Source organism: Streptomyces sp. NPDC056373, assembly GCF_042262425.1.
Lineage (GTDB): Bacteria > Actinomycetota > Actinomycetes > Streptomycetales > Streptomycetaceae > Streptomyces.
The window spans coordinates 21,110-46,375 of record NZ_JBHJPX010000011.1 but is presented as its reverse complement, the minus strand read 5'-3'; the positions used below and the strand labels follow the sequence as shown (position 1 = coordinate 46,375).

Here is a 25,266-nt window from a genome sequence, read left to right as displayed (position 1 = left end):
AACCCGCACCTTTTCGGGTGGTGCCCCCCCGCGTTGTGTTGCCCCCCCGGGGGCCCCCCCCCCCCCGCCCCCGGGGGGGCCCCCCCCCGCGGGGGGGGGGCGGGCCCCCACTGCCATGTCGCCGCGCAATCGGACGCCACAGCATGCCTGCACCCACCGAACTCCAAAATCTGTCTTTGTCAGGGTAGACATTGCCCCTCATCGTGGTTAACCTTCTTCTCGTAGACATGGTCAGACAGAACCGAGGAAGGACGGAGGAGCAGACGCCATCAGGATCGCCCGGCCGGGAAGCTCTCGGTCCGGGTACCGCAAGACCCCGGATTGGATGGTGGTCCCCGGTCACGCAGCCGCGATCCCCGCACCCCTCCCGCAGTCGGGCCGGGTAGCGGAAACAGAAGGTCGGCACCGCATGAGGGCCGACAGATGGTGTTGAATTTCCTTCGGGGCCCTGGTGCCGTACGGCACCAGGGCCCCTCGACGCGTTGTACTACGAGGTGACATGCCAGCAGATACCCCGCTCAGCGATCGTCTGGACGACGACGACTACCCGGCCTACACCATGGGCCGGGCCGCAGAGATGCTCGGCACCACCCCCGGCTTCCTGCGGGCCATCGGTGAGGCCCGTCTGATCACGCCACTGCGGTCGGAGGGCGGGCACCGGCGGTACTCCCGCTATCAGCTCCGGATCGCCGCACGCGCCCGTGAACTCGTCGACCGGGGCACGCCGATCGAGGCCGCCTGCCGCATCGTCATCCTCGAGGACCAGCTCGAGGAGGCCCAGCGCATCAACGCCGAGTACCGCCGCGCGGCGCAGAAGGCGTCCGGCGCTTCCGAAGCCGGCCCGAGCTGATCACCCGTAGCCCCCGGCGGGACCCTCTCCCGTTCCTTGCACCCCAGGTCGACGACCTGGGGTTTGTCGTTGCGCCGCCCGGTGCGGGGCCCGGTCCGGCACGGGCTCCCGCCCCCGGCTGGAGCAGCCCTCCCCATCAGGTCAACCGTCCCGGACCCTTGACTCGTCACGCGGGAGTGGCGATTCTCGTCGCACGCTTTGCGAGGTCATGACAAGAGGGCCTCGCTGCTCCGCCGACCGAGGGACGTGGGCTGTGACCGGTTCCGGACGCCCGTACCACCGACGCACGAACGTCACCGTGGTGTCGCTCCTCCTGCTCGTGCTGTCGATCGCGCTCGGCCCCACCCCGAGCGCGGCGGCCGGCGACGACTGGTGGGAGCCCACCGCGCGACCCGCGCCGGACTCCCGGATCAACGTCACGGGTGAGCCCTTCACCGGCACGACCGCCGAGGGCGAGGTGCGCGGGTTCGTCGACGCGCACGACCACATCCTCGCCAACGAGGCCTTCGGCGGCCGCCTGATCTGCGGAAAGGCCTTCTCCGAGCAGGGCGTGGCCGACGCGCTCAAGGACTGCCCCGAGCACTACCCCGACGGCTCGCTCGCGATCTTCGACTTCATCACCAACGGCGGCGACGGCAAGCACGACCCGAACGGCTGGCCCACCTTCAAGGACTGGCCGCGGCACGACTCGCTGACCCACCAGCAGAACTACTACGCCTGGGTCGAGCGGGCCTGGCGCGGCGGCCAGCGGGTGCTGGTCAACGACCTGGTCACCAACGGCGTGATCTGCTCGGTGTACTTCTTCAAGGACCGCCCCTGCGACGAGATGACGTCCATCCGGCTGCAGGCCAGACTCACCTACGACATGCAGGCCTTCGTCGACCGGATGTACGGCGGGCCCGGCAAGGGCTGGTTCCGGGTCGTCACCGACAGCGCGCAGGCCCGCAAGGTCGTCGAGCAGGGCAAGCTGGCGGTGGTCATGGGGGTCGAGACCTCCGAACCCTTCGGCTGCAAGCAGGTCCTGGACATCGCGCAGTGCAGCAGGGCGGACATCGACAAGGGGCTCGACGAGCTTTACGCGCTCGGCGTGCGCAGCATGTTCCTGTGCCACAAGTTCGACAACGCCCTGTGCGGGGTGCGGTTCGACTCGGGCGCGCTCGGTACGGCCATCAACGTAGGACAGTTCCTGTCGACCGGCACGTACTGGAAGACGGAGAAGTGCACCGGCCCGCAAGCCGACAACCCCATCGGCAACGCGGCGGCGCCCGCGGCCGAGAAGAAGCTCCCGGCGGGCGAGGAGGTCCCCTCGTACAGCGCCGACGCGCAGTGCAACGTGCGCGGGCTCACCGACCTCGGCGAATACGCCGTGCGCGGCATGATGAAGCGCGGCATGATGCTGGAGATCGACCACATGAGCGTCAAGGCCACCGGCCGGGTGCTCGACATCCTCGAGTCGGAGTCCTACCCCGGCGTGCTCTCCTCGCACAGCTGGATGGACATGGACTGGACCGAGCGGGTCTACGGCCTGGGCGGCTTCATCGCCCAGTACATGCACGGCTCCGAGGACTTCGTCGCCGAGGCGAAGCGCACAAAGCCCCTGCGCGACAAGTACGGCGTGGGCTACGGCTACGGCACCGACATGAACGGCGTCGGCGGCTGGCCGGGACCGCGCGGGGCGGACGCGCCGAACAAGGTCGTCTACCCGTTCCGAAGCGTCGACGGCGGCTCGGTCATCGACCGGCAGACCACCGGTGAGCGCACCTGGGACCTGAACACCGACGGCGCCGCCCACTACGGCCTCGTCCCGGACTGGATCGAGGACATCCGGCGGGTCGGCGGCCAGGACACGGTCGACGACCTGTTCCGGGGCGCGGAGTCCTACCTCGGCACCTGGGGGGCCTCCGAGAACCACAAGGCCGCGGTCAACCTCGCGGCCGGGGCCGCCACTTCGGCAAGTTCCTCGGAGTGGAGCCTGTTCACGAGCCACCAGCCGCACCGGGCCGTCGACGGCGACCGCGGCACCCGCTGGGCCAGCGACTGGAGCGACGACCAGTGGTACCAGGTCGACCTCGGCTCGGCGCGGACCGTCGGGCGGGTCACCCTCGACTGGGAGCGCGCGTACGCGAAGTCGTACCGGATCGAGCTGTCCACCGACGGCGCGAACTGGCGGACCGCCTGGTCCACCACCGCCGGTGACGGAGGACTTGACACCGCGCGGTTCGACGGCACCCAGGCCCGCTACGTCCGCGTCCACGGCCTGGAGCGCGGCACCGGCTGGGGCTACTCCCTGCGCGAGGTCGGCGTCCACAGCGGCTGACGGCCACGAGAGGGGCTCCATGGCACGGTTGCCGTCCGCCGAGCGGCGGCGACAGCTCACCGAAGCGGCGATCAGGGCGATGGCCCGGGACGGCGTCCCCAGGACGACGACCCGGTCCATCGCCGCCGAGGCGGGCGTCTCGCTGAGCGTCTTCCACTACTGCTTCGACTCCAAGCAGCAGCTGATCGAGTCCGTCATCACCACCATCACCGGGCACTACGTGACGGTGGTGAAGGAGGCCATCCGGCCCAGGGCCACCCTCGAGGAGACGGTCCGGGCGGGTTTCCAGGCGTACTGGGACCACGTCCGCGCCCATCCCGACGAGCACATGCTCACCTACGAGCTCACGCAGTACGCCCTGCGCCAGCCCGGTTTCGAACACCTGGCACGCCGTCAGTACGAGCTGTACGCCGAGGCGTACACCGAACTCATCGACCAGGTGCGGGAGTCCATGGGGCTGCGCCTGCGGGTGCCCGGGCCGGTCCTGGCCCGCTACCTGGCCGCCATGACCGACGGCCTGACGCTCAACTACCTCGTCCTGGGCGACGACTCGGCCTGGACGGGCATCCTCGACACGGTCACCGCGCACGTCGCCGGGCTGGTGTACGAGAACTGACGCGAGCCTCTTCCGAATTGGTTGTCATGGGAACGCCACAGAGGGGCATTCGAACAAAACAAGTCGAAAAAGTGAGGAGAGTGCGGCCCGTTCGGTCCGTGCCATCGACAACTGGGCGTTTTCCATGGCGAGTTACGGCGGTTCCTCTGCCGCGTCCTCCGGTTCGCGCACCAACGGCCTGGCGATCGCGAGCCTGTGCTGCGGCATCATCGGCCTGTTCTTCCTGAACATCATCCTCGGCCCGCTGGCCATCGTCTTCGGTGCCGTCGCCCGGCGGCAGGCGTCGGTCAGGAACGGTGCCGGCATGGCGAAGGCCGGCATCATCCTCGGCATCGTCGACGTGGTCCTGTGGCTCATCCTCCTGGCCGTGGCCAGCAGCAACGGCGGCTTCAGCTGGTACGTGGGCGGCTGACGGCCGTCCGCACCGACGCGGGGCGTGCGGCGGGCCGGCCGGCCCCGGGCCGCCGGGTCAGTGGGCCGCGGTGGTCTTCTTGCGGGCGCGGTACGCCGCTGCCTTGATCTTGTTGCCGCAGGAGTCCATCCCGCACCACTGCCGTCGCATGCCCCGCGAGCGGTCGATGTACGTCCGCGTGCACTCCGGGTTCCCGCATTCCTTGAGCAGGGGCACGTCCGGTCCGCTCAGGAGCTCGACCGCGTGCCGCGCCACCAGGGAGAGCGCCTCGTCCGGCGTCGCCTGCGTCCAGCGCCCCGACGGGGTGAGCTGGGGCACGGCGGGCGGCGTGCGGGCAGCGTTGTTCAGGACGGTCAGCGCCGCCCCGTCGTACTCCTCCCCGAGCCGGCGGGCGGTGACGAGCCGGTAGACCGCCTCCCGTACGGCCCTCGCCCGCTCGACGTCGGCCTCCCGGCCGGGCGAGACCGCGTCGACCAGCCCGGACTCCACGTACCAGGCGGTCAGGCGGTCCGGCGTCACGAACATCTCGAAGCGCGCCGAACGGCGCGCCCGGAGCGTGGCGGCGAAGTCGAGTGCCGGGTTCCCGCAGACGAAGACATGGTCGAGATGCACGTCACCATTCTGACCAGTGACCCATCGGGCGGCAAGCCTCGGAGGCGGTCGGCGTCCGTGACGGCCCGCGCGAAGGGGGCGGGCGCCTCCTGCGGCACGTTGTGGCCGATTGCCGGCCGCCTCGGCGTTCGGGCTGAGAACCGCCGGGCAGTGCACCGTTCGAAACGGTGACGAACGGGAGAGCAGTCATGCCCCCGTCTCAGCGCGCGTCGGTCAGCGACCGGCCCCACTCCAGCTGCCGGATCAGGTCGTCGTCGCCGGGGCGGGGCGCCGGTGCGGCCGGGCGGGTGTGGGTGCCACGGGAGATGTGGCCGCTGACGCTGATGTTGTGTTCCACCCGGGGCCGGCGGAGGGTCTCGTAGGTGGTCAGGGCGGTGTCGCGGTCCGGCGCGTCGCGCAGGGACTTGGCGAGGACCACGGCGTCCTCCAGGGCCATCGAGGCCCCCTGGCCGGTGGCCGGGGAGGCCGCGTGGGCCGCGTCGCCGATGAGCAGGCAGCGGGCGGAACGCCAGCGCATACCCGCGGGCAGCTCCGTGGCGTTGGTGACCAGCAGGTCCCCTTCCGTGGCCGCGACGATGCCGGCGGCCGGGGTGGCGTCCTCGCGCAGCAACGTGAGGAGGAGGTCGCGGCGTCGGGCCGGTGTGCCGTCGGCGAACTCCTCCGGGGAGAGCGGGTCGCCGGCGACCCGGGCGAACCAGAACGTCTCGCCCGCGGGCGAGGCCGTGTGGCCGAAGGCGACGGTTCTGCCGCGGACGAAGGTGATGAGGCCGTCCGACGCCGGGCGGGGCGCGTCGGCGGTGCGGCCGTAGAAGACCTGCTCCCCCGCGTAGCCGGGGCGGGCGCCGGGGGCGATGGAGCGTCGCACGGTGGAGTTCAGGCCGTCGGCGCCGATGAGCAGGTCGCCGGTCGCGGCGGCGCCGTCGGCGAAGTGCGCGGTGACGGAGTCCGGGCCCTCGTGGACGGAGACGAGGCGGGCGCCGTGCCGGACCGGGATGCCTCTGCGGGCCGCCTCGGCCTGGAGCGCGACGTTGAGCTCGCCGCGCCGCAGGCACCGGTACCGCAGGAGCGGGTCCTGCGCGTCCCCGAGCGGCCTGGCCGCCCGCTCGGTGCCCGAGGCGTCGAGCATCCGCATCCCGGTCAGCGGGAAACCGAGCGCGGTGACCGCCGCCGCTGCGTCGATCTGCGCGAGGGCGCGCATGCCGTTGCTCGCCAGGGTGAGGAACGCCCCGATGTCCTCGGCCGCGTCGGGATGCGCCTCGAACACCGTGACCTCGAACCCGGCCTTGTGCAGGGCGAGCGCCGCCGCGGTACCGGCCGCTCCACCGCCGATGACGAGTAACCGTCCCACGTCCGAACCTCCTTCGGTTGGCGGCCCGGATCGAGGCCGTCAGGCGTCAGGAATCGTACGGTCCGTCGCCCGCCGCGGGGTCGGATCGGGCGCGTCCGGGGACCAGGCGGCGGTAGGCGGCGCGGGCGTGGACGAGACGGGCCAGGCCCGTGCCGATGAGGGCGGCGGTGAACAGGCAGGCCAGCCAGGTGGTGTCGCGGTGACCGGCCCAGGTGAGGACGCCCGCGGGCGGTATGGCGAAGCCGTTGAGGAACAGCCAGCACAGCAGCGCCGTGCCGGGCGCGGCGGTGAAGCGTGCGCACAGGCCCAGCAGGGCGGCCAGCACGGACAGGGCGGGCAGGGCCAGTTCGGGCCGGTCCGGCCCCACCGCGGTGTTGAGGAGCGCCACCAGCACCAGCGCGCCGGCCCCGGCCCCGGCCCAGACCAGGGGTGTGGCCACGGGCTGGGGTACGGGTCGGGCTCCGGTGCCCAGGGGCATCCACTCGATCATGCTGGCGCTTCCTTCCGGTCCTCCTGGACGGAATTCTCCCCTGGTTGCCGCTGCCGGCTCCCGGGGGTGCTCGTCAGAGTGCCAGCAAGCCCTGCCGGGGAGAACATCCGATCCGGACAGCCGCTCCCGGCTCAAGGGCGTGCGGCCGCGGGCGCCTTGGGCGTCTCGGTGACCGGGTCGGCGGTCGGTGCCCGGTGGGCGGGGCTGCGGGTGAAGCGGCGGGCGAGGGGCTCGGTCCAGCGGGCGGCGAGCGGGCCGAGGACGACCAGGATCAGCACGTAGGCGGTGGCCAGGGGGCCGATGCGCGGTTCGGTGCCGACGGCGAGTCCGGCGATGACGATGGAGAACTCGCCGCGGGCGACCAGCGTTCCGCCCGCGCGCCAGCGGCCCCGGGGCGAGATCCCGGCACGGCGGGCGGCCCACCAGCCGGTGGCGATCTTCGTCAGCGTGGTGACGAGGGCCAGGGCGAGCGCGGGCAGCAGCACCGGCGGGATGGCGGCGGGGTCGGTGTGCAGCCCGAAGAAGACGAAGAACACCGCGGCGAACAGGTCCCGCAGCGGGGTGAGGAGGCTGCTGGCGCCCTCGGCGACCTCGCCGGACAGGGCGATGCCGACCAGGAACGCGCCGACGGCGGCGGAGACGTGCAACTGCTGGGCGAGCCCGGCGACGAGGAGCGTCAGACCGAGGACGGCCAGCAGCAGCATCTCGGCGCTGTCCGAGGACACCGCGCGGCTGACCAGCCGGCCGTGCCGCAGCGCCACGTAGAGGACGGCGCCCACCGTGCCCAGCGAGATCAGCAGTGTGACCGCGCCGCCCGCGAGGCCCACCCCGGCCAGCAGCGCGGTGAGGATCGGCAGATAGACCGCCATGGCCAGGTCTTCGAGGACCAGCACGCCGAGGACGACCGGCGTCTCGCGGTTGCCGAGCCGGCGCAGGTCGCCCAGCACCTTGGCGATGACCCCGGACGAGGAGATCCAGGTGACACCGGCCAGGGCGACGGCGGCCACCGGCCCCCAGCCGAGCAGGAACGCCATCACGGCCCCGGGCACGGCGTTGAGGACGAAGTCGACGGCCCCGGACGGGTACTGGGTCTTCAGCGTGGTGACCAGTTCGGAGGCGCTGTACTCCAGCCCCAGCAGGAGCAGCAGGAGTATGACGCCTATCTCGGCGCCGGTGGCGACGAACTCCTCGCTGGCCCGCAGCGGCAGGATGCCGCCCTGGCCGAAGGCGAGCCCGGCCAGCAGGTACAGGGGTATCGGCGAGAAGCCCACGCGTCCGGCGAGGCGTCCCAGGAGCCCCAGGGCGAGGATGATCGCCCCGAGTTCGATGAGCATGGCGGTGGTGTCGTGCACGGGCGTCTGACCTCCGTTGATCGGGTCTGCGGCGTCTGTGCCAGGGGCGTGAGCGCCCGGGGGTACGGCTCGGTGGGCGGGGGGGTGGGAGGGGGAGGGGGTGTGACTTCGCGTGCCGGGCGACGGGGTCCGGGCCAGGCGGTGTGCGGCGTCGGCGGTCCGCTCCGCCCGGCCGTCATCGGCCGGGGGCAGGCGTGCCGTGCCACGTCACGCCGTGAAGACCGGGCGTCGGTGGCATGCAGCACGCGCGGACGTCACGCGTCACGCGAAGGGAGACCGCTATGCGGCGCGGCCGGTATCAGGAACGCCGTCACGGGCGGCGTTGTGGACGCGGACGGGCACCACTCGTCCCATGTCACGCCCCCTCACGCCGGCCCGGGGACCGGGCGGCCACTGTGTCGTCGTACCGAGCCGGCCGAACGACTGTGCGCGGCCACGCTCAACCGAGCGTAATGGCTCGGTAAAGAATCCTAGCGCACGCCAATACGCGTTGATCGCGCAGCAGTTCTGACGGTGACGACCGGCGTTTCCGGTGACGGGCCGCTGCGCCTCGCGCTCCCGCTGCCCCTCACGCCCCCGCCGCCCGCCGCACGGCCCGGGGTGACGCGCCGAGTTCCCTGCGGCAGGTCTTGTTGAAGGCCTGGAGGTCGGGGATGCCGACCGTCGCCGCGACGGCCGGGATCGCCAGCGTCGACGCGACGAGCAGGTGACGGGCGCGCTCCATGCGGCGGCGCCGCACGTAACCGACCACCGTGTGCCCGGTGTCCTCGCGGAACAGCCGGGTCAGGTGCGTGTGCGACACCCCCGCGGCCCGGGCGATCCCGGGAACGCTCAGCGGGTCGGCGAGGTGCTCCTCGATATGGGCCATGGCCGCCCGCAGGGCCGGGTGCCGGGCCTCGAAGGGCGCTGCGGCGGCCTCGGCCAGACCCGTCGCGCGCCACAGCACCGTCCACAGCTCGGCGGAGGCCCGGGCCGGGGACTGGGCGCTCGCCGCGATCGTCCGGCGCAGCAGGGCGCTCAGCACCGCCGCTTCCGCGCCGGCGTCCTGCATCGCCGGGAGCCTGCGCCGCTCCCCCTCGCCCGGCAGCCGGAAGTGGGCGTACAGGTGCTCGCAGCGCGGGGCGTCGTAGTGGAAGTGCACCTCCGTGCCGGGCGGTACGAGGCTGAGGTGGCCGGGACGGATCGGATGCCGGGCGTCGTGGAACTCCAGGGTGCCGGAGTAGCCGTAGAGGTGGAGCTGCCACAGGTGCGGGAGGCGGAAGACCTCGTGCGGGCCGGCCGAGCCGTGCACCCCCACGCCCGCGTGCGCGACGTCGGGCGGCAGGTCGAGGGGCAGTTCCACGAAGGCCGGCATGGTGGAAAATTACCAGTGGATGCCGATTACGCCCCACGACGGCGGGACCTCGCGCTTCTACGGTTGCGTCATGTCAACCACCACACAGCTGCTGAGCTCCGTCGAGGCGGCGCGGTTCACGGCCCACGGTTTCCTGCGCCTCGACGGTGTCGTGCCCCGGGAGATGAACGAGGAGGCGCTCGGGCTCTTCGCCTCCTGGACGCTGCCCGACGTGCCGTACGGCACTGCGGTGCCGGCGGCGTTTCCCGAGGGTTCCTTCACCCGCCGGCTCCTCTCACTGCCGGCGGTGGCAGGCGCGCTGGAGAGCCTGGTCGGGCCGGATCCGGAGATCGACCACCACTACGTCCACACCCGCATGCCCCGGGAGGGCAGTGCCCAGGCGTTGCACGCCGACGCCCTCATCGACGTGCGGCCCGACGCGTTCGACGTGCAACTCATGTACTACCCGCAGGAGGTGACCGCCGCCATGGGCGGCACGCTCGTCGTCCCGGGCAGCCACCTGCGCCGCATCAACGAGTCCGACACCGGCCGCTACCAGAACCTGCGCGGCCAGACCCGGCTGACCTGCCCGGCCGGAACCGTGCTGCTGCTGCACCACGGCATCTGGCACGGCGGACGGCGCAACGACAGCGACACCGTCCGCCACATGTACAAGATCCGCTTCAACCCGACGGTGCCGCAGGTGCGGCTGTGGGACACGCGGGACCTGGATTCCCCGGCCGTGCGCGAGGAGCTGGGGCGCTTCTTCCCCTGGTACGAGCAGGCCACCGGGCGGCTGGAGATCCACAACCGGGTCCTGCTGTGGCGCTCCCTGTCCGCCGACCCCGGCTTCGACATCGAGCACTGGGCCACCCGCATCGCCAACCGGCCCGGCGCGACCGCCGCGCCCACCGCAACCGCCGCGCCCACAACCGCCGCACTCGCGGCGCCCGCCGCGCCCGCCGCGCCCGCCGCACAGAGGAGCACCGCATGAGCACCACCCGGCAGCAGGTCCTCGTCCTCTACCTCGACAACTCAGCCCTCGACTCCCGGGTCGTCGGCTGGGCCCGCTACGACGGCACGGGCTCGACCCGCCCGACGACCGGCGACAGCGACGAACCCCCGTACGAGACGGGGGTCGGCGCGCTGGAGGACGGCTGGCGGCTCTTTCAGGCGTCCCCGCTCCTGCCGCCCTATCCGGGGGCGGAGCACGCGACGTCGTTCCTCAAGCACGAGTTCTTCTTCGAGAAGCTCGTGTCCCGGTAAGGCCGGCGCCGACCGTACGCAACTCCGCGTGCTCGGGCCACGCGATATCCGAGCCGGTCATGACGAAACCCCGGGTGGAGACCCGGGGTTGGTTCGTCCTCGTGTACGGGGTGCTCAGACGAAGGCGCTCTGGCCCGTGATCGACTTGCCGACGATCAGGGTGTTCATCTCGCGGGTGCCCTCGAAGGAGTAGATCGCCTCCGCGTCGGCGAAGAAGCGGGCGATGTCGTGCTCCAGCAGGATGCCGTTGCCGCCGAAGATCTCCCGGCTCCAGGCCACGACCTCGCGCATCCGGGAGGTGACGAACGCCTTGGCCAGCGAGGAGTGTTCGTCGCGGAAGATGCCCGCGTCCTGCAGCCGGGCGAGCTGCACCATCATGCCCCAGGAGGCGGTGATGTTGCCGAGGCTCTTGACCAGCAGGTCCTGCACCAGCTGGAAACCGCCGATCGGGCGGCCGAACTGCGTGCGTTCCCGGGCGTAGTCCAGGGCCAGTTCGTAGGCGCCGATCATGACACCGAGCGCCTGCCAGGCCACGCCCGCGCGGGTCGCGCGCAGGATCTCGGCGACGTCGCGGAAGGAGCCGATGTTCTGCAGGCGGTTGGCCTCCGGCACCCGGACGTCGGTCAGGGTGATCTCGGCGTTCTCGACGATGCGGAAGGCGATCTTGCCTTCGATCTTCACGGGGTCGAAGCCGGGCGTTCCCTTCTCGACGACGAAGCCCTTGACGTGGTTGTCGTCGAGGTCGCGCGCCCACACCACGACGTAGTCGGCGAAGGTGGCGTTGCCGATCCACTTCTTGGCGCCGTTCAGGACCCAGGAGTCGCCCTCGCGCCTGGCGGTGGTGCGCATGCCGCCCGCGACGTCGGAGCCGCCGAGCGGCTCGGTCATGGCGAACGCGCCGATCTTGTCCATCGCGGCCATCGCCGGGAGCCAGCGGTCGCGCTGCTCCTGGTCGCCGCCGGAGTGGATGGAGTACATGGCCAGGCCGTTGTGGACGCCGAAGAAGGTGGACACCGAGGCGTCGGTGCGGGCCATCTCCATGGCCATCGTGCCGCTGAGGAGGTTGCTGACGCCGGGACGGTGCTCGCCGTAGCCCTCGTAGGGGAGACCGGCGAGGCCGCTGTCGCGGAACAGGCCGATGAGCTCGGTCGGGAACCGGTCCCTGCCCCAGTTCTCGTTCACCAGCGGCTTGACCTCGTCGCGCATCAGGGCGCGGGCCTTGAGGAGCAGCTTGCGCTCGTCGTCCGGCAGCAGGGACTCGTAGTCGTAGAAGTCCGCGACCAGCTGGTCCTGGAGAGGTTCGTGCGTGGTGGTCATCTCAGTTCTCCTCCTTGTCCGCGCTGTCCAGGGCTGCCAGGACAGCGAGTTGCCTGCGGTCGCGCGTCTCGGAGAGCTCCGAGTACGTGGAGGAGCCGTAGGCCTTCTCGACGGCTTGGATGAGCCGTTCTTGTTCGTCTTCCTTCTGCGCGGGGCTGCCGAGCCCCGCCCCCGTCCGCTGCATCGACTTGCCGATGTGCTCGACCAGGTGCCGGTAGCCGCCGGGTCCGCCGCCCAGGTGCGCGCCGAGGAACGGCCCGACCGTGGCCCAGCGCAGGCCCAGCGAGTTGATCACGACCGTGTCGAGGTCCTCGGGCGTCACCACGCCCTCCTGCACGAGGTAGGCGGCCTCGCGGCTGAGGGCGTTCTGCAGGCGGTTGCCGACGAAGCCGGGGATCTCCTTGCGCTCGACGACCGGGGTGCGGCCGACCGAGGTGTAGAAGTCCACCGCGTCCAGCACGGCGTCCTCACCGGTGCGTGTCCCGGGGACGACCTCGACGAGCGGGACCAGGTGCGGCGGGTTGAAGGGGTGGCCGATCAGGACCCGGGCGGCGGCCTCGTCGGACAGCTCCCCGGTGAACGCGGTCGACGGGATCGCCGAGGAGGAGCTGAGCAGCAGCGCGTGGGCGGGCGCCTCCCGGGCGAGTGTGGCGAACAGGTCCTTCTTGAACTCGGCCCGCTCGGGGCCGTTCTCCTGGACGACGTCCGCGTCCCGGACGGCCTCGGTGACGTCGGCGGCGAGGTGCACGCGGTCGGCGAGGCCGGTGACGTCCAGGCCGCGGGCGGCCAGATGCGGGGTGTACGTCGCCAGGGCCTCGTCCACGGCCTCGGCGAGGTCGGGGCGCGGGTCGGTCACCCGGACGGTCAGGCCGTGCGCGGCGAACAGCGTCGCCCAGGACAGTCCGATGGTCCCGGCGCCGATGACCGCGGCGGTGCGGAAGGCGCGGGTCATGACGCGGCTCCCTTCAGGTAGTCGTGGACCGGCTCGACGCCTGCCAGCGTCAGGTCGGTGAGGATGTGGCTGGCGGAGACGACCTCCAGCACCGGCAGGTCGGCCAGCGGGGCGAGCACGTGCTGGAACAGCTGGAGCCGGGCGGGTCCGGTCCAGGCGCCCTTGACCGTGACGTCGGTGATGCGGGTGCGGACGAGTTCCTGCACGCGCGGCAGCCCGTCGTAGCCGGGGATCGTCTTGAGCATGAAGGTCGGCACGGTGATCTGTGCCTCGGCCTCGGCCCGGTCCAGCTCGTGGTGCTTGTAGCCCATGGTCGCGGTGGCGACCCGCAGGCTGCCGTGGTCGAGGGTGCCGACGAGCGCGCCGGAGTCGACGTGGAGCGCCGGGGAGCCGATGACCTTCGGGTAGGCGGAGACCTCGCGGCCGGAGGCGGTCGCCGGGAAGTTGTCGAGGTACATCGCGTGCAGGTACTCGCCCCGCTCGCCCTCGAAGCTGACGGGGATCGCCTGGCCGGCCTCGGTGTAGGGGCCGTAGCCGCTGACGTCGCCCATCTTCATGACCTCGAACCGGACCAGCGGCTCGTCGATCCGCAGGGGTTCGGGGACGACGGCCCGCAGGGCGTCGGGGTCGGTGCGGTAGACGACGTTGAGGTACTCGCGGTCGGTGAAGCGCGGCACCATCGGCGCGTACGCCGGGCTGGTGAGGGGGGTGGTGACGTGCTGCCGTACGTCTGCGGCCTTCATGTCCGGCTCACCGCCCGGTCCACCGCGCGGGGCGGCGCTCGGCGAAGGCGGTCATGCCCTCACGCACGTCGTCCGAGGCCATCAGGGTCTTCATCTGCGTGCGCTGGAAGGCGAAGGCCTCCTCGTCGGACGCCCCGTCGGCGGCGCGCACGACCTGCTTGACGGCCCTGAGGGCGAGCGGGGCGTTCTCCGCGACCCGTTCGGCGAGGCGGAGCGCCTCGGCGACGGCCTGCCCCTTCGCGGTGACCCGGTTGGCCAGGCCCAGTTCGCCGGCCCGGCGGCCGTCGACGGGTTCGCCGGTCAGCAGGAACTCCATCGCGAGGTGGTGCGGGATGCGCTGAGGCAGCCGGATCACGCCGCCGCCCGCGGCGATCAGGCCGCGCTTGACCTCGGGCAGGCCGAACCGGGCGTCCTCGGCGGTGACGATCAGGTCGCAGGCCAGGGCCAGTTCGAAGCCGCCGCCCATGGCGAAGCCCTCCACGGCGGCGATGAGGGGCTTGTCCGGCCGGGCCTCGGTCAGGCCGCCGAATCCGCGGCCCTCGACCTCGGGCGACTCGCCCCGCAGGGCGGCCTTGAGGTCCATGCCGGCGCTGAACGTGCCACCCTCGCCGGTCAGGACGCCGACCCGCAGGGCGGGGTCGGCCTCCAGCTCGTCGAGTGCGGCGGCCAGCGCGGTGGCGGTCGCCGCGTTCACGGCGTTGCGGGCCTCGGGGCGGTCGAGGGTGATCAGCAGGGTGGAGCCGATGCGTTCGGTGCGCACGACGGGAGGTGTGGGGGTGCTCATGACTGTCCTCCTGTGGCAATCAGCGGGTGATGGCGTCAGCGGGTGATGGCGTCGAGTTCGGCGAAGACGTCCTCGGTGTCCTGGCCCGCGACCGGTGCGAGACGGCGGATCGAGCCGGGGGTGGCGGAGAAGCGCAGCGGGATGCCGATGGTGCGGACCGTGCCCTCGGTCGGGTGCTCGGCGGTGTCGAGCAGGTGGCCGTCACGGACGTAGGGGTCGTCGTGGGCGCGGTCGAGTTCCAGCACCGGGGCCATCGGGATGCTGTGCTTGGCGCACACCTCGGCCCACTCCTCGGTGGTCAGCGCCGTGGCGCAGGTCGCCAGCAGCGCGGCCAGGTCCTCGTGGTCGGCGCTGTCGATGGCGTCGCCGTTCACGCGCGGGTCCTCGGCGAGGTCCGGGCGTCCGGCGGCGGTGAAGAAGTCCCGGTAGTTGTGCGGGTTGTACGGCATGACGCAGGCCAGGCCGTCCTTGGTGCGCACGGCCTTGTGACCCTTCAGCATCGACAGTGCGAAGCCGGTGGGGCCGGTCTCGGGCACGTGGGTGTGTCCGGCGAGGTGCTCGACCAGGTTGAACGCGATCAGGGTGTCGGTCATCGGGATCTCGACGAGCTGGCCCTGGCCGGTGTTGTTCCGGTGCAGCAGGGCGGCCAGCACGCTGTAGGCGATGGTCAGCGAGGAGACCTTGTCGCCGATGATGGTCGGCAGGTAGACGGGCTCGCCGAGCGCCCGGTCGGCGATGTCGACCAGGCCGGAGGCGGCCTGCACGGTCTCGTCGTAGGCGGCGTTGCCGGCCTGGTCCGAGTCGCTGCGGAAGCCCTGGGCGTGCGCGTAGACGAGGCCGGGGTTGCGGGCGGCGATGTCCTCGTAGGACAGGCCCAGCCGGTGCAGGGCGCCGGGGCGCATGTTGGTGATCAGTACGTCCGCGGTGTCGATCAGCCGCAGTGCGCGCTCGCGGTCGGTGTCGTCCTTGAGGTTGAGGGCGACGCTGCGCTTGTTGCGGTTGACGTTGAGGTTCAGCGGGGTCATGCCCGGGGTGGTCTTGTAGTGGCCCACGCGGACGGTGTCGGCCGGCGACTCGATCTTGATCACGTCGGCGCCCAGGTCACCGAGGATCTGAGCGGCGTAGGGGCCCATCACCACGGTCGAGAGGTCGATCACGCGGACGCCCTGCAGCGGGCCGGCGACGGTGTCGGTGATGTCCGTCATCGGTTTCTTCACTCCTTCGCTCGCCATGTGTGTGTATCTGGAAACTAAGTTAGCGCGGCGAGTCGGCGAATGGAAACGAATGGTGTGACCGAATAACGAAGAGCGGTATGACCGCAGTGGTCATACCGCTTTTCGTGGAGATTTTGGGGTGTTTATGGATGTGGCCGCGAGTGCCGTTATGAATGGAGCGGCTCGGCGAAGATCTCCCGGGCCGCCGCTACGACTTCTTGCAGGTCACCGCCGTTCGCCCGGTCCTTGCGCCAGATCAGCCCGGTCTCCAGACGAGGATGGAAATCGGAGAAGGGAAGGACGGTGACGTTGTCGAGACGGTAATTCTGGACCGGACTCCTGGAATCCAGCATGGAAATGGAGAACGCCAGACCGCTGGAGACTATTTCGGAGATTCCCTCGAATGTGGCGCTGCCCAGTTCGATGCGCTTCTTGATGCCGAGTTCGGCGAGCTGCTGGTCGAGACCGCGGAAGTAGGCGTTGGTCACCGCCGTCGGGGAGCCCACGTAGGCCAGTTCCGCCAGTTCCGCGAGGGCGACGGACTCGCGCCCCTCGAACCGGTCCCGGGGCACGACCGCGCCGAGCCGCTCCGACATCACCGGCATCTGCTCCAGTGCCGGGTCACCACCGGCCGGGAGCCGGGCCAGGGTCAGCGCCAGCCTGCCGTCGCACACGGCGTCGACGAGCCGGTCGGTGCCGCCGGGCCAGCGTTTGATCTCGAACCGGTCGCCGACCCGCTCGGCCAGGGCGTCCATCCGTTCCCGCAGGTCGGGATGGACGCCGGTGGGTACGCCGAGCAGCAGGGTGGTGCGCTGCGGGCGGGCCGTCTCGTCCAGCCGCCACTTGATGGAGTCGACCTGCTCCAGCACCCCGCGGGCGATCGGCAGCAGCGCGTTGCCGGCCGCGGTGAGCCGTACGTGATGGGTGTCCCGGTCGAACAGCCGGTGCCCGACCTCGTTCTCCAGGTCCTTGATCCGCCGGCTCAACGGAGAGGCGGCCATGTGCAGTTTGCGGGCCGCGGTGGAGAAGTTCAGCTCTTGGGCGACGGCGAGGAAATAGCGCAGGTGCAGGAGCTCCACGGGATCAAGCCTAGCCGCTGCGGCCGTTCCCCCTCACCGAAGCCCGGTCCCGGGACCGGAGGCGTCAGGCCTCTTCGATCGTGATGAAGGGGTCCCACTGGAAGTAGCCCTTCAACTGCCGGTGACGATCGAGAATCTGAAAGAAGAAGTGGTACGTGACCTTGCCGGTCCTTTTGACGGTCGTGCGCCAGTAGTGGTCCGCATAGCGCTGGGTCTCGAATTCCGGCCGGCCTTCCGTGCCCTCCTTCGGCAGGGGGAAGACGCCGTCGACGACCTCGATCTCCGGGGTGCGGATGAGCTGGTGCTGGGGGTCGCTGCTCACATACCGGTAGAGCAGGGCCTTGTAGTCGCTGCCGAGGGAGAGGGTCGTCTCACGCCAGCGGATGCTGTCGCCCGGCTCGGCACGCAGGTTCAGCTCGGCACCGGACGTGCCGACGATGTGGTCGTGGCGGGTCGTCATGTAGATCAGGCTCTGGTCGACCTGGGTCGGTGCGTCGGGGTTGCGGGACGCGCCCGGGTTGCGCTCTACGATCGTCGCCGCGTCGAACGCGATCAGGACGTTGAGATCAGCCATGTGACTGCTCCTTCTCGTGGGGGACCTTGTAGGCCATGGCCCTCGGATAGTCGTGCCGGTGCAGACGGACCCGGACCAGCAGCGGTCCGGCGTTGAGCGGGTCGGCCGGGTCGGCGAGGCGGTCCAGGAGGTCGTCCAGGTCCGCGGCGTGCGCGACGACCACCCCGTTCGCAGGGGTGTCCCGGCCGGTGAAGACGTCCGCCAGGCGGTCGTAGTGCCAGGGGTGCAGGACGTTGTAGTGGTCCGGTTCGTGGTCCCGGTCCGCGTAGTACGACGGGTGCACCAGCATCTGCTCGATGCCGTAGAAGTGGCCGTTGTCCATGACGAACACCACCGAGCGGAGCCCGAGCCGGGTGTGGGTGGACAGCTCCTGGCAGGTCTCCTGGAAGGCGCCGTCCCCGACGAACACCATGGGGCGGGCGTCCGCGCGCTCGGGGGCCAGGGCCGCGCCGGTGGCCGCGCCGACCGACCAGCCGGTGGACAGCCAGCTGACCTGGGAGAGGAACCCGCCCGCGGGCAGGGACAGGTTCATCGAGCCGATGAGGGAGAACGCCGCGTCGGAGACGACCGTCCAGTCGTCCGCGCTCTCGTGGTTCAGGAAGTGGTTGATCCGGTCGAAGACGCCGTCGTAGGTGAGGTGTCCGGAGCGCCGGTGGGGTGAGCGGGCGGTGCGCAGCGAGGCGCGGTGGTGCTCCAGGGCCGCCGGGCGGTGGCCGCGTGGGCCTTGGTGGGCATGGGACTCGGCGTAGTAGTCGGCGGCCAGGCCCCCGGAGCCGTACGCCTTGACCAGCGCGTCCTGGAGGGCGGGCAGCAGTTGTTCGAGCCGCACGTCGGGGAAGTACGTGGTGCCGACGCTGACACCGCCGTGCGCGGCCATCACCCAGTCGCCGCCGACGCACTGCTCTCCGCCCAGGTTCTTCGACGTCGACCAGGCGCCGAGGCCGATCCGGCAGGTGGCCCAGTCCTTGAAGACGCCTCGCACGTCCGGGTGGCTGGCGTGGCCGTTGTAGACGCCGTGGAACTGCGGCAGGTCCTCGTCGACGACGGCCTTGGCGCCGACGGTGGTGCAGAACGGCACCCCGGTGGCCTCCACCAGCTCGGTGAGCTGTCCGGCGAGCCGGAACCGGTCGATCTCCTCGCCGGCCCAGATGATCGGGCGGGGCCTGCCGTCCGGGCCCGGACGGTCCTCGACGAGGGTGAGGACCGCCTGCACGGCGCTGTCCAGCATCGGCTGGTTGCGTGCGCTGAACGGCCGGTCGCGGCGGACCAGCGGCGCCTCGGGTTCGGGGCAGGGCTCGTCCCAGAGGTCCTCCATGACCTCCAGGTAGACCGGCCCGCGCTCGGAGAGGCACGCGGTGAGCGCCGCGTCGATCTGCCCAGGGGCGAGCCCCGGGTTGGAGATGGCCCGCGCGTCGACGGTGACCTGACGGTACGCCTGCAGGTTGCTCTCGGCACGGGGGCTCATGTGCGAGGTGAGCAGGCCGAGGGCGCGGTGGTTCTGCCACTGCTCGTAGGGCGGTGAGGCGTTGACGGCGACGAGCGGGACCTGTTCGACGTAGGCGCCTCCGCAGGCGTTGAGGAGGTTGAAGGCCCCGACGCTGTAGGTGACGGCCGCCGCCCCCACGCCGTGGATACGGGCATAGGCGTCGGCGGCCTGTCCGGCGCCGCCCTCCGTCGGGGTGCCGACCCACTCGATGTCGCCCTCGGCGCGCAGGGTCGTCAGGAACGGGCCGAGGTGGTTGCCGGGGACGCCGAACAGATGGGTGATGCCCAACTCGGCCAGCCTGAGCGCCAGATAGCGGGCGACCGTGCACGGAGTGCTGATCGCGATCACGACCCCTCCCTTTCCGGGCCCGGGGTGGTGACGCCCGGGGCCCGGTGGACGGCGAGGGCGGCGCGTACGGCGCTCTCCAGGGCGCCCTCGATCCAGGCGTGCTTGAGGGAGGTGTGTTCGCCGGCGAAGTGCACCGGGCCCTCGGGGCGGGAGACGTCCAGGTGGAAGCTGGTCATCTGGTGCGCGGTGTAGATGGCCGCCTCGCCGAAGGCGTACGGGTCACGGGCCCAGCTCTTGGTGGCGCCGCGCCCGGTGAAGAACACCTCGATGCGGCGGCCGTGCAGGGCCTGGAGGTTGCGCAGGGCGAAGACGTAGCGCTCGGAGGCGCGCATGGAGTCCCAGCGCGCTGCGTCGTCGGACCAGCTGTAGGAGGCGAGGACGACACCGCCGGTGCTGCCCTCCACCCGGTGCGAGGGGTAGTACATGAAGCGGTTGGGGTTGTCGGCGGCCGAGCCGCCGCCGAAGCAGTGGGTGGCGGGGCGGACGGCCGGGCCGCGCAGCGGCAGGCTCCTGTCGATCTGCCGCATCTCCTCCGTGACACTGCTGTCCTTCATGGCGACACCGAGCAGACCGGAGGGCGAGACCGTCAGGCCGGGACCGCTGTCGGAATCGGCGCGCACGATCGTCAGGCCGGTGCCGGCGTCCGCGCCCTGCCGGTAGTACTCGTACAGCCCCGGCGAGATCCGGTCCAGCTCCTCCCGCCACTCCTCCTCGGTGAACTCCCACCACCGGTGGCTGAACTCCATCAGCACCTTGGTGGCCTGGTCGTAGTGGGTCTCGATGATCGCGCGGCGCTTCTTGTACGACATCGACGGGACGATCTCCACGAAGCGCAGGGCGGAGAAGGGGACGGTGACGATCGCCAGGTCCGCCGTCCACAGCCGGGGCGGGGCCTGTGGATCGTCCTCGGCGACGGTCTGCACGGCCACGCCCCAGCCGTCGGGGCCGACGGCGCCGGTGCCCTCGGGGTCGGTGTCGCGGCTGGGGTCGTGGTACTCCAGCCGGATCATGCGGTGCCCGAGCCGCACCTCCTCGCGCAGCCCTTCGTGCAGGGCGTGCGGCAGGCGCCAGCTGCCGCCGGGAATCTCCCAGTAGCGCACTCCGGGGTTGATGTCGCTGCGGCTCAGGAAGCTGTGGAAGAAGGACAGGTGCAGCCGCGAGGACATGTTCTCCAGGGTTCCGACGGCCTCGATCGCCTCGTCGCTGAGCCCGGCGTGGTCGCGCAGGAAGCCGCCCATGGAGTAGCCGTCGAAGTCGCGGATCACCCGGGCCCAGCCTTCGACCCACTCGTCGTACGGCTTGTTGACGCGCTTGCCGTCGACGACGTCGGAGTAGTGGTCGCGCACGGTCTCCAGCGCCTCGTCGACCATCCTCACGACGGGGGCGCGCACTTCGTCGCCGGTGAGGTGGAAGCCCTCGTTGATCCGCTCGGGCGTGCTCGCGTAGTCGGAGCGCCGGACCTGGACGCGGTTGGTGCGGATCCAGGAGTTGCCGCGCTTGTCGGGCTCGCGGAATCCGGGGCTGTCGTCGCCGTAGGTCCACGTCCGGCCGGTGGGGGACGTGTACGTCACCGGGGGCGGCGCGACATCGGGGCCGCTGCCGGTTTCCGGATCGATGTCCACGTTGTAGAACTGGCGGCGGCCGAGGCCGAGTTTGTCGACCAGGGCGAGGACGAGCGGGTGGAAGTCCGGCAGCCGCATGGCACCGGCTTCGGCGTACTGGGCGGGGTCGTCGAAAGGCTGGTGGTGTTTGGTGGCGCGAAATGTTTTTATTCGCCCGCCGACGCGGCCGGCGTTGGCCTCCAGAATCGTGACGTCGTGGCCGGCGTCCTTGAGCAGCCGCCCGGCGACCAGTCCGGTGATTCCGGCACCGACGACGAGGATCTTCTTGCGCGGGTGGCGCGTAGGGCCGAGGTGGCCCGTGTCGATCAGAGTGTGCAGGTAGTCGAGCTTGAGATCCTCGCCGTCAGGTCCGACGAGGAGGAGTTCACGAGCCAGCTGGAGGCAGGTCCGCCAGCGGGCACGAGTGGCGGAGTCGTCCCGAGGTGAGTCGGTCATAGCCAGCGATCGTAGATATGCCGGAACGATTTCCCGGATGCCCCGGAGAACAACGACCTGAAACAAACGATCGCGCGGCCGGGCGGAATTTCGACAGGCCCTTCCACCCCTTGCGAGAACGGATGTTCCGCCAGGGACGGAAGGGAAGGAAAAGCGAAGTCGGTTCGAATACGCATTCGCGGAATATGGACGTCCTGAAAACCCCGACGGTCGAGGTCACGCCAGCGGATTCGACACGGGGTGTTCCCCAACGGCCGGTTCCCGCCGGGCGGTGGGCAGGGAAACCCCGGCACGACGGGTCAGGTCCGCCCCCGGCCGGACCTGGTGATCACCGACGTCCGCATGGCACCCGGCCAGACCGACGAAGGCCTGCGGGCGGCCCGGCTGCTGCAGACCGAGCAGCCCGGGCTGGCGGTCCTGGTCCTCAGCCCAGGACTGAAGACCTCCCGGCGGCTGCACGCGGGTGAATCCGGGCCCCGCACGCAAGGTGACCGCCGAGACACCGGGAAGGCATGCCGCACACCCGACGAGCGAGGGAAGCAGCCATGCCGAAGTTCCTCATCCAGGCCGGTTACACCACCGAAGGCACCAAGGGTCTGCTCGGAGAGGGGGGCAGTGGGCGCCGGACCGCCGTGGAGCAGGTCGTCAGCGGGCTCGGGGGGCGGGTCGAGGCGATGTACTTCGCCTTCGGGGACGACGACGTCGTGATGATCGTCGACTTCCCCGACAGCGTCTCCATGGCCGCCGTCAGCCTCACCGTCAAGGCCAGCGGAACCGTCCGCACCCGGGCGACGCCGCTGCTCACCGTCGAGGAGATCGACGAGGCCGTCCGCCGGGAGGTCACCTTCCGGGCGGCGGGAGCGTGATGCGGGAGCGGTGATCCGGGTGGTGGGAACGGCCGCGGGAGCGGTGATCCGGGCCCCTCGGCCCGGCCCGCCCGTTACCGTGAGGTCGCGTGGGGGGAACACGCGGGGACATACGGGTGTGGTGGGAGCGCGGCCGGGCGCTGGCGGCGGCCAGGCCCCTGGTCGTCGACATCGGCCTCGCGCTCCTGGTGCAGGCCGCGATGACCATGCCGTTCCTCGTGCCGCGCGCGCCCGGGCTGCCGCCGGCGACCTGGGCCGCGTACGGGCTGAGCACCCTCACCGTTCTGCCCCTGGTCTGGCGCAGGCGCGCACCCGTCGCCGTGCTGTTCGCGGTGCTGGCCACGAGCGCCCTGTACCGGTTCACCCTGGACGGGCCCGGGCAGCCGCTGCCGTACACCGGGCTCGTCGTCGTCTACACGATCGCCGCGCTGTCCTCGGCGCGCGGACGACTCGTCGCCGGTGCCGTGCTGCTGGTCGCCGTGCCCGTGGGGGTGTGGCTCAACACCCGGTCGGCCCGTGAACTGACCTTCTCGCTCTTCGTGTTCGCCGCCGCCTATGTGTTCGGTCGGCTGACCGACGCCCGGCAGCGGGCCCACCGCGTCGAGGCCGAACAGGCCGCCGCACGCGAACGGGCCCGGATCGCACGGGAGATGCACGACATCCTCTCCCACGCCGTGAGCCTGATGATCGTGCAGGCCGAGGCCGGACCGGTGGCGGTGCGTGCCGCCCCCGAGCGGGCCGTCGCCGCCTTCGACGCCATCTCCGCGACCGGGCGGGACGCCATGACCCAGCTGCGGAACATGCTGGGTGTGCTGCGGGAGGGCGCCGACGAGCCCGGTTCCGCCGCCCCGCGCGAGCCGCAGCCCGGACTCCCCGCCCTGCCCGGTCTCCTCGACCGGGTGCGCGGGAGCGGGCTCGACGTGACGTACCGGGCCGTCGGGGACGTCCGGCCCGTCCCGGAGGGCGTCGGGGCCACCGTCTTCCGGGTGGTGCAGGAGGCCCTGACCAACGCCCTCAAGCATGCGGACGCACGCACGGTGCACGTTGAACTGTCCTACGAGAAAGACCAGTTGGGGGTTCTTGTGATCGACGACGGGAAGGGGCCGCGCGGGGTGCCCCGGCGGGGCGGCCACGGACTCGCCGGGATGCGGGAGCGGGCGGCGGCGCACGGGGGCAGCGCGGTGGCGGGGCCCGGCGCGGACGGGCGGGGGTTCGAGGTGCGGGTGCGGATTCCCGTGCCCCGTGCGACGGAGGCCGGGCGATGACGCTCCGTGTCGTCGTCGCCGACGACCAGGAACTCGTGCGCAGCGGCTTCGCGATGATCCTGGACGCACAGCCGGACATCGAGGTGGTCGCCGAGGCGGGCGACGGGGCCGAAGCGGTCGAGGCGGTGCGGCGGCACGCTCCCGATGTGGTGCTGCTCGACATCAGGATGCCGCGCGTGGACGGGATCGAGGCCTGCCGCGCGATCAGCGCCCTGGGCGACTGCCGGACAGTGATGCTGACGACCTTCGACTCCGACGAGTACGTGTACGACGCGCTGCACGCGGGCGCGAGCGGCTTCCTGCTCAAGGACGTCCGCCGGGACGACCTCGTGCACGCCGTGCGGGTCGTCGCCGGGGGCGACTCGCTGCTCGCCCCCTCCGTCGCCCGGCGCCTGGTGGAGCAGTACACCCGGCCCGCCGCCGCCCGGAACCGCCGGCCCGATCCGCGGCTGGACGTCCTGACCGCCCGGGAGCGCGAGACACTGCTGCTGCTCGCACGCGGGCTGTCGAACGCCGAGATCGCCGCCGAGCTGGTGGTCAGCGACCACACCGTCAAGACGCATGTCGGCAACGTGCTGGCCAAGCTGGGGCTCAGGGACCGGATCCAGGCCGTGATCTGCGCCTACGAGACCGGCCTCGTCGCCGCCGGGGATCCCCCGCCGGGGGGAGTCGACCGGGCCGGGTTCTCCCCCGCGTCGGCGAGGAAGTGATGCCGCAGGACCACCGGTGGGAGCGATCCGCGGGACGGCTCCGCTCCGGAGGATGAGGACATCGCACAACGTCCGCCTCTCACAACGGAGTTCGTCATGAGGACCCGTACCAGTCTGCTGACCGCCGTCGTGCTCGTCGCCGGTATCGCCGCCGGGCCGTCCGTGCTTCCGGCCGCCGCCTCCTCCCCGGCCGCGCGAGCAGCCGCGGGGCAGTCCTCGAACACCGCCCTCGAAAGGGCCGTCGCCGGCCTGCCCACCGCCGATGCCACCGCCGCCCTGGTGCGCGTCGGCGGCAAGGAGGGTGTGTGGCGGGGCAGTTCGGGCGTTCACGATCTGCGGACCGGACGGCCCGCCGATCCCGCCGCCCGCTTCCGCGCCGGGTCCGTGACCAAGGTGTTCACCGCCGCCGTCGCCCTGCGACTGGCCGAGGAGGGCCGCCTGGACCTGGACCGCAGCGTCCGCTCCTACCTGCCGGACCTGATCCCGGCGTCGTACGCGGGCGTCACCGTCCGGCAGCTCCTGAACCACACGCACGGCATCCCGGCGCCGGACTTCCCCGGCACCACCGTCGAGGAGTGGTACGCGAACCGCTTCCAGGTCCACGACCCCGAGGACATGGTCCGTTCGGCGACGTCGAAGCAGCGCGAGTTCGCGCCGGGCGAGCGGCAGCACTACCTCAACATCGGGTACACCGTCGCCGGTCTGCTCATCGAACGCGTCACCCACGACTCCTACGAGCGTCAGGTCGCCAGGCGGGTGCTCGGGCCGCTGGGGCTGCGGGACACGTACTTCCCGGGGGCGAACCCGCGCATCACCGGGCCGCACAACCACGGCTACCAGACCATGCGGCTCGACGACGGCACCACCGGGCTCCGGGACGTCTCGGTGTGGGGGTCGACGGACGGCTGGGCGGCCGGGGACATCGTCTCGACCACCGCCGACCTGGAACGGTTCACGCGAGCCCTGTTCCGCGGGCGGATCGTGCGCGGGCCGCTGCTGGAGGAGATGTTCACGCTGCCGGACGTGAACGACTTCCGGACCGGCGAGCCGGCCGCCTACTCCGCCGGCCTGTCCATGAAGGTGCTCGGCGGGCGCGAGGTCTGGGGCAAGACGGGCGGCCGCTGGGGATACAACACCGCCATCGCTTCCACCCGCAACGGCTCCCGCACCCTCGTCTACAACGTCAACTCCACCGACGCCAAGGGCCAGGACACGAACCCGACCGCCATGAAGATCATGGTCGCGGCCTACGGCAAGCCGTAGGCACGGCCGGCG

The 25,266-nt window shown here is 71.4% G+C and carries 24 protein-coding genes; 10 read left to right on the top strand and 14 right to left on the bottom strand.

All coding sequences use genetic code 11. From position 1 onward, the window contains the following. Positions 1 to 499 precede the first annotated feature (499 nt). From ACFCXS_RS23685 to ACFCXS_RS23670, 4 genes are all read left to right on the top strand, one after another. A complete protein-coding gene (locus tag ACFCXS_RS23685) occupies positions 500 to 850 on the top strand; it encodes a helix-turn-helix domain-containing protein (protein ID WP_376645331.1) in 351 nt (116 codons plus the stop codon). A gap of 253 nt (positions 851 to 1,103) precedes the next feature. After that, positions 1,104 to 3,167, top strand: a complete 2,064-nt coding sequence (locus ACFCXS_RS23680; RefSeq protein WP_376645330.1) for a discoidin domain-containing protein — start codon at positions 1,104 to 1,106, stop codon at positions 3,165 to 3,167. A gap of 19 nt (positions 3,168 to 3,186) precedes the next feature. Continuing rightward, on the top strand, positions 3,187 to 3,783 hold the full coding sequence (locus ACFCXS_RS23675) for a TetR/AcrR family transcriptional regulator (protein WP_376645329.1): 597 nt from the start codon (positions 3,187 to 3,189) through the stop codon (positions 3,781 to 3,783). A gap of 124 nt (positions 3,784 to 3,907) precedes the next feature. Beyond that, complete coding sequence (locus ACFCXS_RS23670; RefSeq protein ID WP_104782852.1) at positions 3,908 to 4,195, top strand: DUF4190 domain-containing protein; 288 nt, start codon at positions 3,908 to 3,910, stop codon at positions 4,193 to 4,195. A gap of 57 nt (positions 4,196 to 4,252) precedes the next feature. On the opposite strand, the gene ACFCXS_RS23665 is transcribed toward ACFCXS_RS23670, so the two are convergent. The 5 genes from ACFCXS_RS23665 to ACFCXS_RS23645 all read right to left on the bottom strand — a co-directional run bounded on the left by ACFCXS_RS23665 (position 4,253) and on the right by ACFCXS_RS23645 (position 9,351). After that, complete coding sequence (locus ACFCXS_RS23665; RefSeq protein WP_376645328.1) at positions 4,253 to 4,807, bottom strand: CGNR zinc finger domain-containing protein; 555 nt, start codon at positions 4,805 to 4,807, stop codon at positions 4,253 to 4,255. Positions 4,808 to 5,006: 199 nt separating this feature from the next. Further along, entirely contained in the window at positions 5,007 to 6,155 is a 1,149-nt protein-coding gene (locus ACFCXS_RS23660; protein ID WP_376645327.1) for an FAD-dependent oxidoreductase, read from the bottom strand. A 46-nt stretch (positions 6,156 to 6,201) separates the two neighbouring features. Further along, positions 6,202 to 6,645 carry a hypothetical protein gene (locus ACFCXS_RS23655; RefSeq protein ID WP_376645326.1) on the bottom strand — a complete coding sequence of 148 codons (444 nt, stop codon included), beginning with the start codon at positions 6,643 to 6,645 and terminating at the stop codon, positions 6,202 to 6,204. A gap of 131 nt (positions 6,646 to 6,776) precedes the next feature. Next, positions 6,777 to 7,997, bottom strand: coding sequence for a cation:proton antiporter (locus ACFCXS_RS23650; protein WP_376645325.1), 1,221 nt, complete (start codon positions 7,995 to 7,997; stop codon positions 6,777 to 6,779). Between the two features lie 568 nt (positions 7,998 to 8,565). After that, positions 8,566 to 9,351: a helix-turn-helix domain-containing protein gene (locus ACFCXS_RS23645; RefSeq protein ID WP_376645324.1), complete on the bottom strand. Its 786-nt coding sequence runs from the start codon at positions 9,349 to 9,351 to the stop codon at positions 8,566 to 8,568. 70 nt (positions 9,352 to 9,421) lie between these two features. Here ACFCXS_RS23645 and ACFCXS_RS23640 point away from each other — a divergent pair, with 70 nt between their 5' ends. Further along, positions 9,422 to 10,324, top strand: coding sequence for a phytanoyl-CoA dioxygenase family protein (locus tag ACFCXS_RS23640; protein WP_376645323.1), 903 nt, complete (start codon positions 9,422 to 9,424; stop codon positions 10,322 to 10,324). Next, positions 10,321 to 10,596: a hypothetical protein gene (locus tag ACFCXS_RS23635; RefSeq protein WP_376645322.1), complete on the top strand. Its 276-nt coding sequence runs from the start codon at positions 10,321 to 10,323 to the stop codon at positions 10,594 to 10,596. Before ACFCXS_RS23640 ends, ACFCXS_RS23635 begins: the two co-directional genes overlap by 4 nt. Before the next feature lie 114 nt (positions 10,597 to 10,710). Here ACFCXS_RS23635 and ACFCXS_RS23630 read toward each other — a convergent pair whose 3' ends face one another. The 9 genes from ACFCXS_RS23630 to ACFCXS_RS23590 form a co-directional block, all read right to left on the bottom strand. Next, entirely contained in the window at positions 10,711 to 11,913 is a 1,203-nt protein-coding gene (locus tag ACFCXS_RS23630; RefSeq protein WP_376645321.1) for an acyl-CoA dehydrogenase family protein, read from the bottom strand. Position 11,914: 1 nt separating this feature from the next. After that, entirely contained in the window at positions 11,915 to 12,865 is a 951-nt protein-coding gene (locus tag ACFCXS_RS23625) for a 3-hydroxyacyl-CoA dehydrogenase NAD-binding domain-containing protein (protein WP_376645320.1), read from the bottom strand. Continuing rightward, positions 12,862 to 13,608, bottom strand: a complete 747-nt coding sequence (locus ACFCXS_RS23620) for an acetoacetate decarboxylase (protein ID WP_376645319.1) — start codon at positions 13,606 to 13,608, stop codon at positions 12,862 to 12,864. Before ACFCXS_RS23620 ends, ACFCXS_RS23625 begins: the two co-directional genes overlap by 4 nt. Before the next feature lie 7 nt (positions 13,609 to 13,615). Further along, positions 13,616 to 14,392, bottom strand: a complete 777-nt coding sequence (locus ACFCXS_RS23615) for a crotonase/enoyl-CoA hydratase family protein (RefSeq protein ID WP_376645318.1) — start codon at positions 14,390 to 14,392, stop codon at positions 13,616 to 13,618. A 35-nt stretch (positions 14,393 to 14,427) separates the two neighbouring features. Next, complete coding sequence (locus ACFCXS_RS23610; protein WP_376645317.1) at positions 14,428 to 15,597, bottom strand: CaiB/BaiF CoA transferase family protein; 1,170 nt, start codon at positions 15,595 to 15,597, stop codon at positions 14,428 to 14,430. 176 nt (positions 15,598 to 15,773) lie between these two features. Beyond that, the gene (locus tag ACFCXS_RS23605) at positions 15,774 to 16,685 is read right to left on the bottom strand and encodes a LysR family transcriptional regulator (protein WP_376645316.1); all 912 of its coding nucleotides are present in this window, start codon (positions 16,683 to 16,685) and stop codon (positions 15,774 to 15,776) included. A gap of 64 nt (positions 16,686 to 16,749) precedes the next feature. Next, complete coding sequence (locus ACFCXS_RS23600; RefSeq protein WP_376645315.1) at positions 16,750 to 17,259, bottom strand: inclusion body family protein; 510 nt, start codon at positions 17,257 to 17,259, stop codon at positions 16,750 to 16,752. Continuing rightward, on the bottom strand, positions 17,252 to 19,090 hold the full coding sequence (locus tag ACFCXS_RS23595) for a thiamine pyrophosphate-binding protein (protein WP_376645578.1): 1,839 nt from the start codon (positions 19,088 to 19,090) through the stop codon (positions 17,252 to 17,254). Before ACFCXS_RS23595 ends, ACFCXS_RS23600 begins: the two co-directional genes overlap by 8 nt. Next, on the bottom strand, positions 19,090 to 21,150 hold the full coding sequence (locus ACFCXS_RS23590) for an FAD-dependent oxidoreductase (RefSeq protein WP_376645314.1): 2,061 nt from the start codon (positions 21,148 to 21,150) through the stop codon (positions 19,090 to 19,092). The genes ACFCXS_RS23595 and ACFCXS_RS23590 overlap by 1 nt, the downstream gene beginning before the upstream one ends. Positions 21,151 to 21,695: 545 nt before the next feature. On the opposite strand from ACFCXS_RS23590, the gene ACFCXS_RS23585 reads away from it, so the two are divergent. The 4 genes from ACFCXS_RS23585 (at position 21,696) to ACFCXS_RS23570 (ending at position 25,254) form a co-directional block, all read left to right on the top strand. After that, positions 21,696 to 22,016, top strand: coding sequence for a GYD domain-containing protein (locus ACFCXS_RS23585; RefSeq protein ID WP_376645313.1), 321 nt, complete (start codon positions 21,696 to 21,698; stop codon positions 22,014 to 22,016). A gap of 89 nt (positions 22,017 to 22,105) precedes the next feature. Continuing rightward, the gene (locus ACFCXS_RS23580) at positions 22,106 to 23,281 is read left to right on the top strand and encodes a sensor histidine kinase (protein ID WP_376645312.1); all 1,176 of its coding nucleotides are present in this window, start codon (positions 22,106 to 22,108) and stop codon (positions 23,279 to 23,281) included. After that, complete coding sequence (locus ACFCXS_RS23575; RefSeq protein WP_376645311.1) at positions 23,278 to 23,991, top strand: response regulator; 714 nt, start codon at positions 23,278 to 23,280, stop codon at positions 23,989 to 23,991. Before ACFCXS_RS23580 ends, ACFCXS_RS23575 begins: the two co-directional genes overlap by 4 nt. 96 nt (positions 23,992 to 24,087) lie before the next feature. Then, entirely contained in the window at positions 24,088 to 25,254 is a 1,167-nt protein-coding gene (locus ACFCXS_RS23570; RefSeq protein ID WP_376645310.1) for a serine hydrolase domain-containing protein, read from the top strand. Positions 25,255 to 25,266 lie beyond the last annotated feature (12 nt).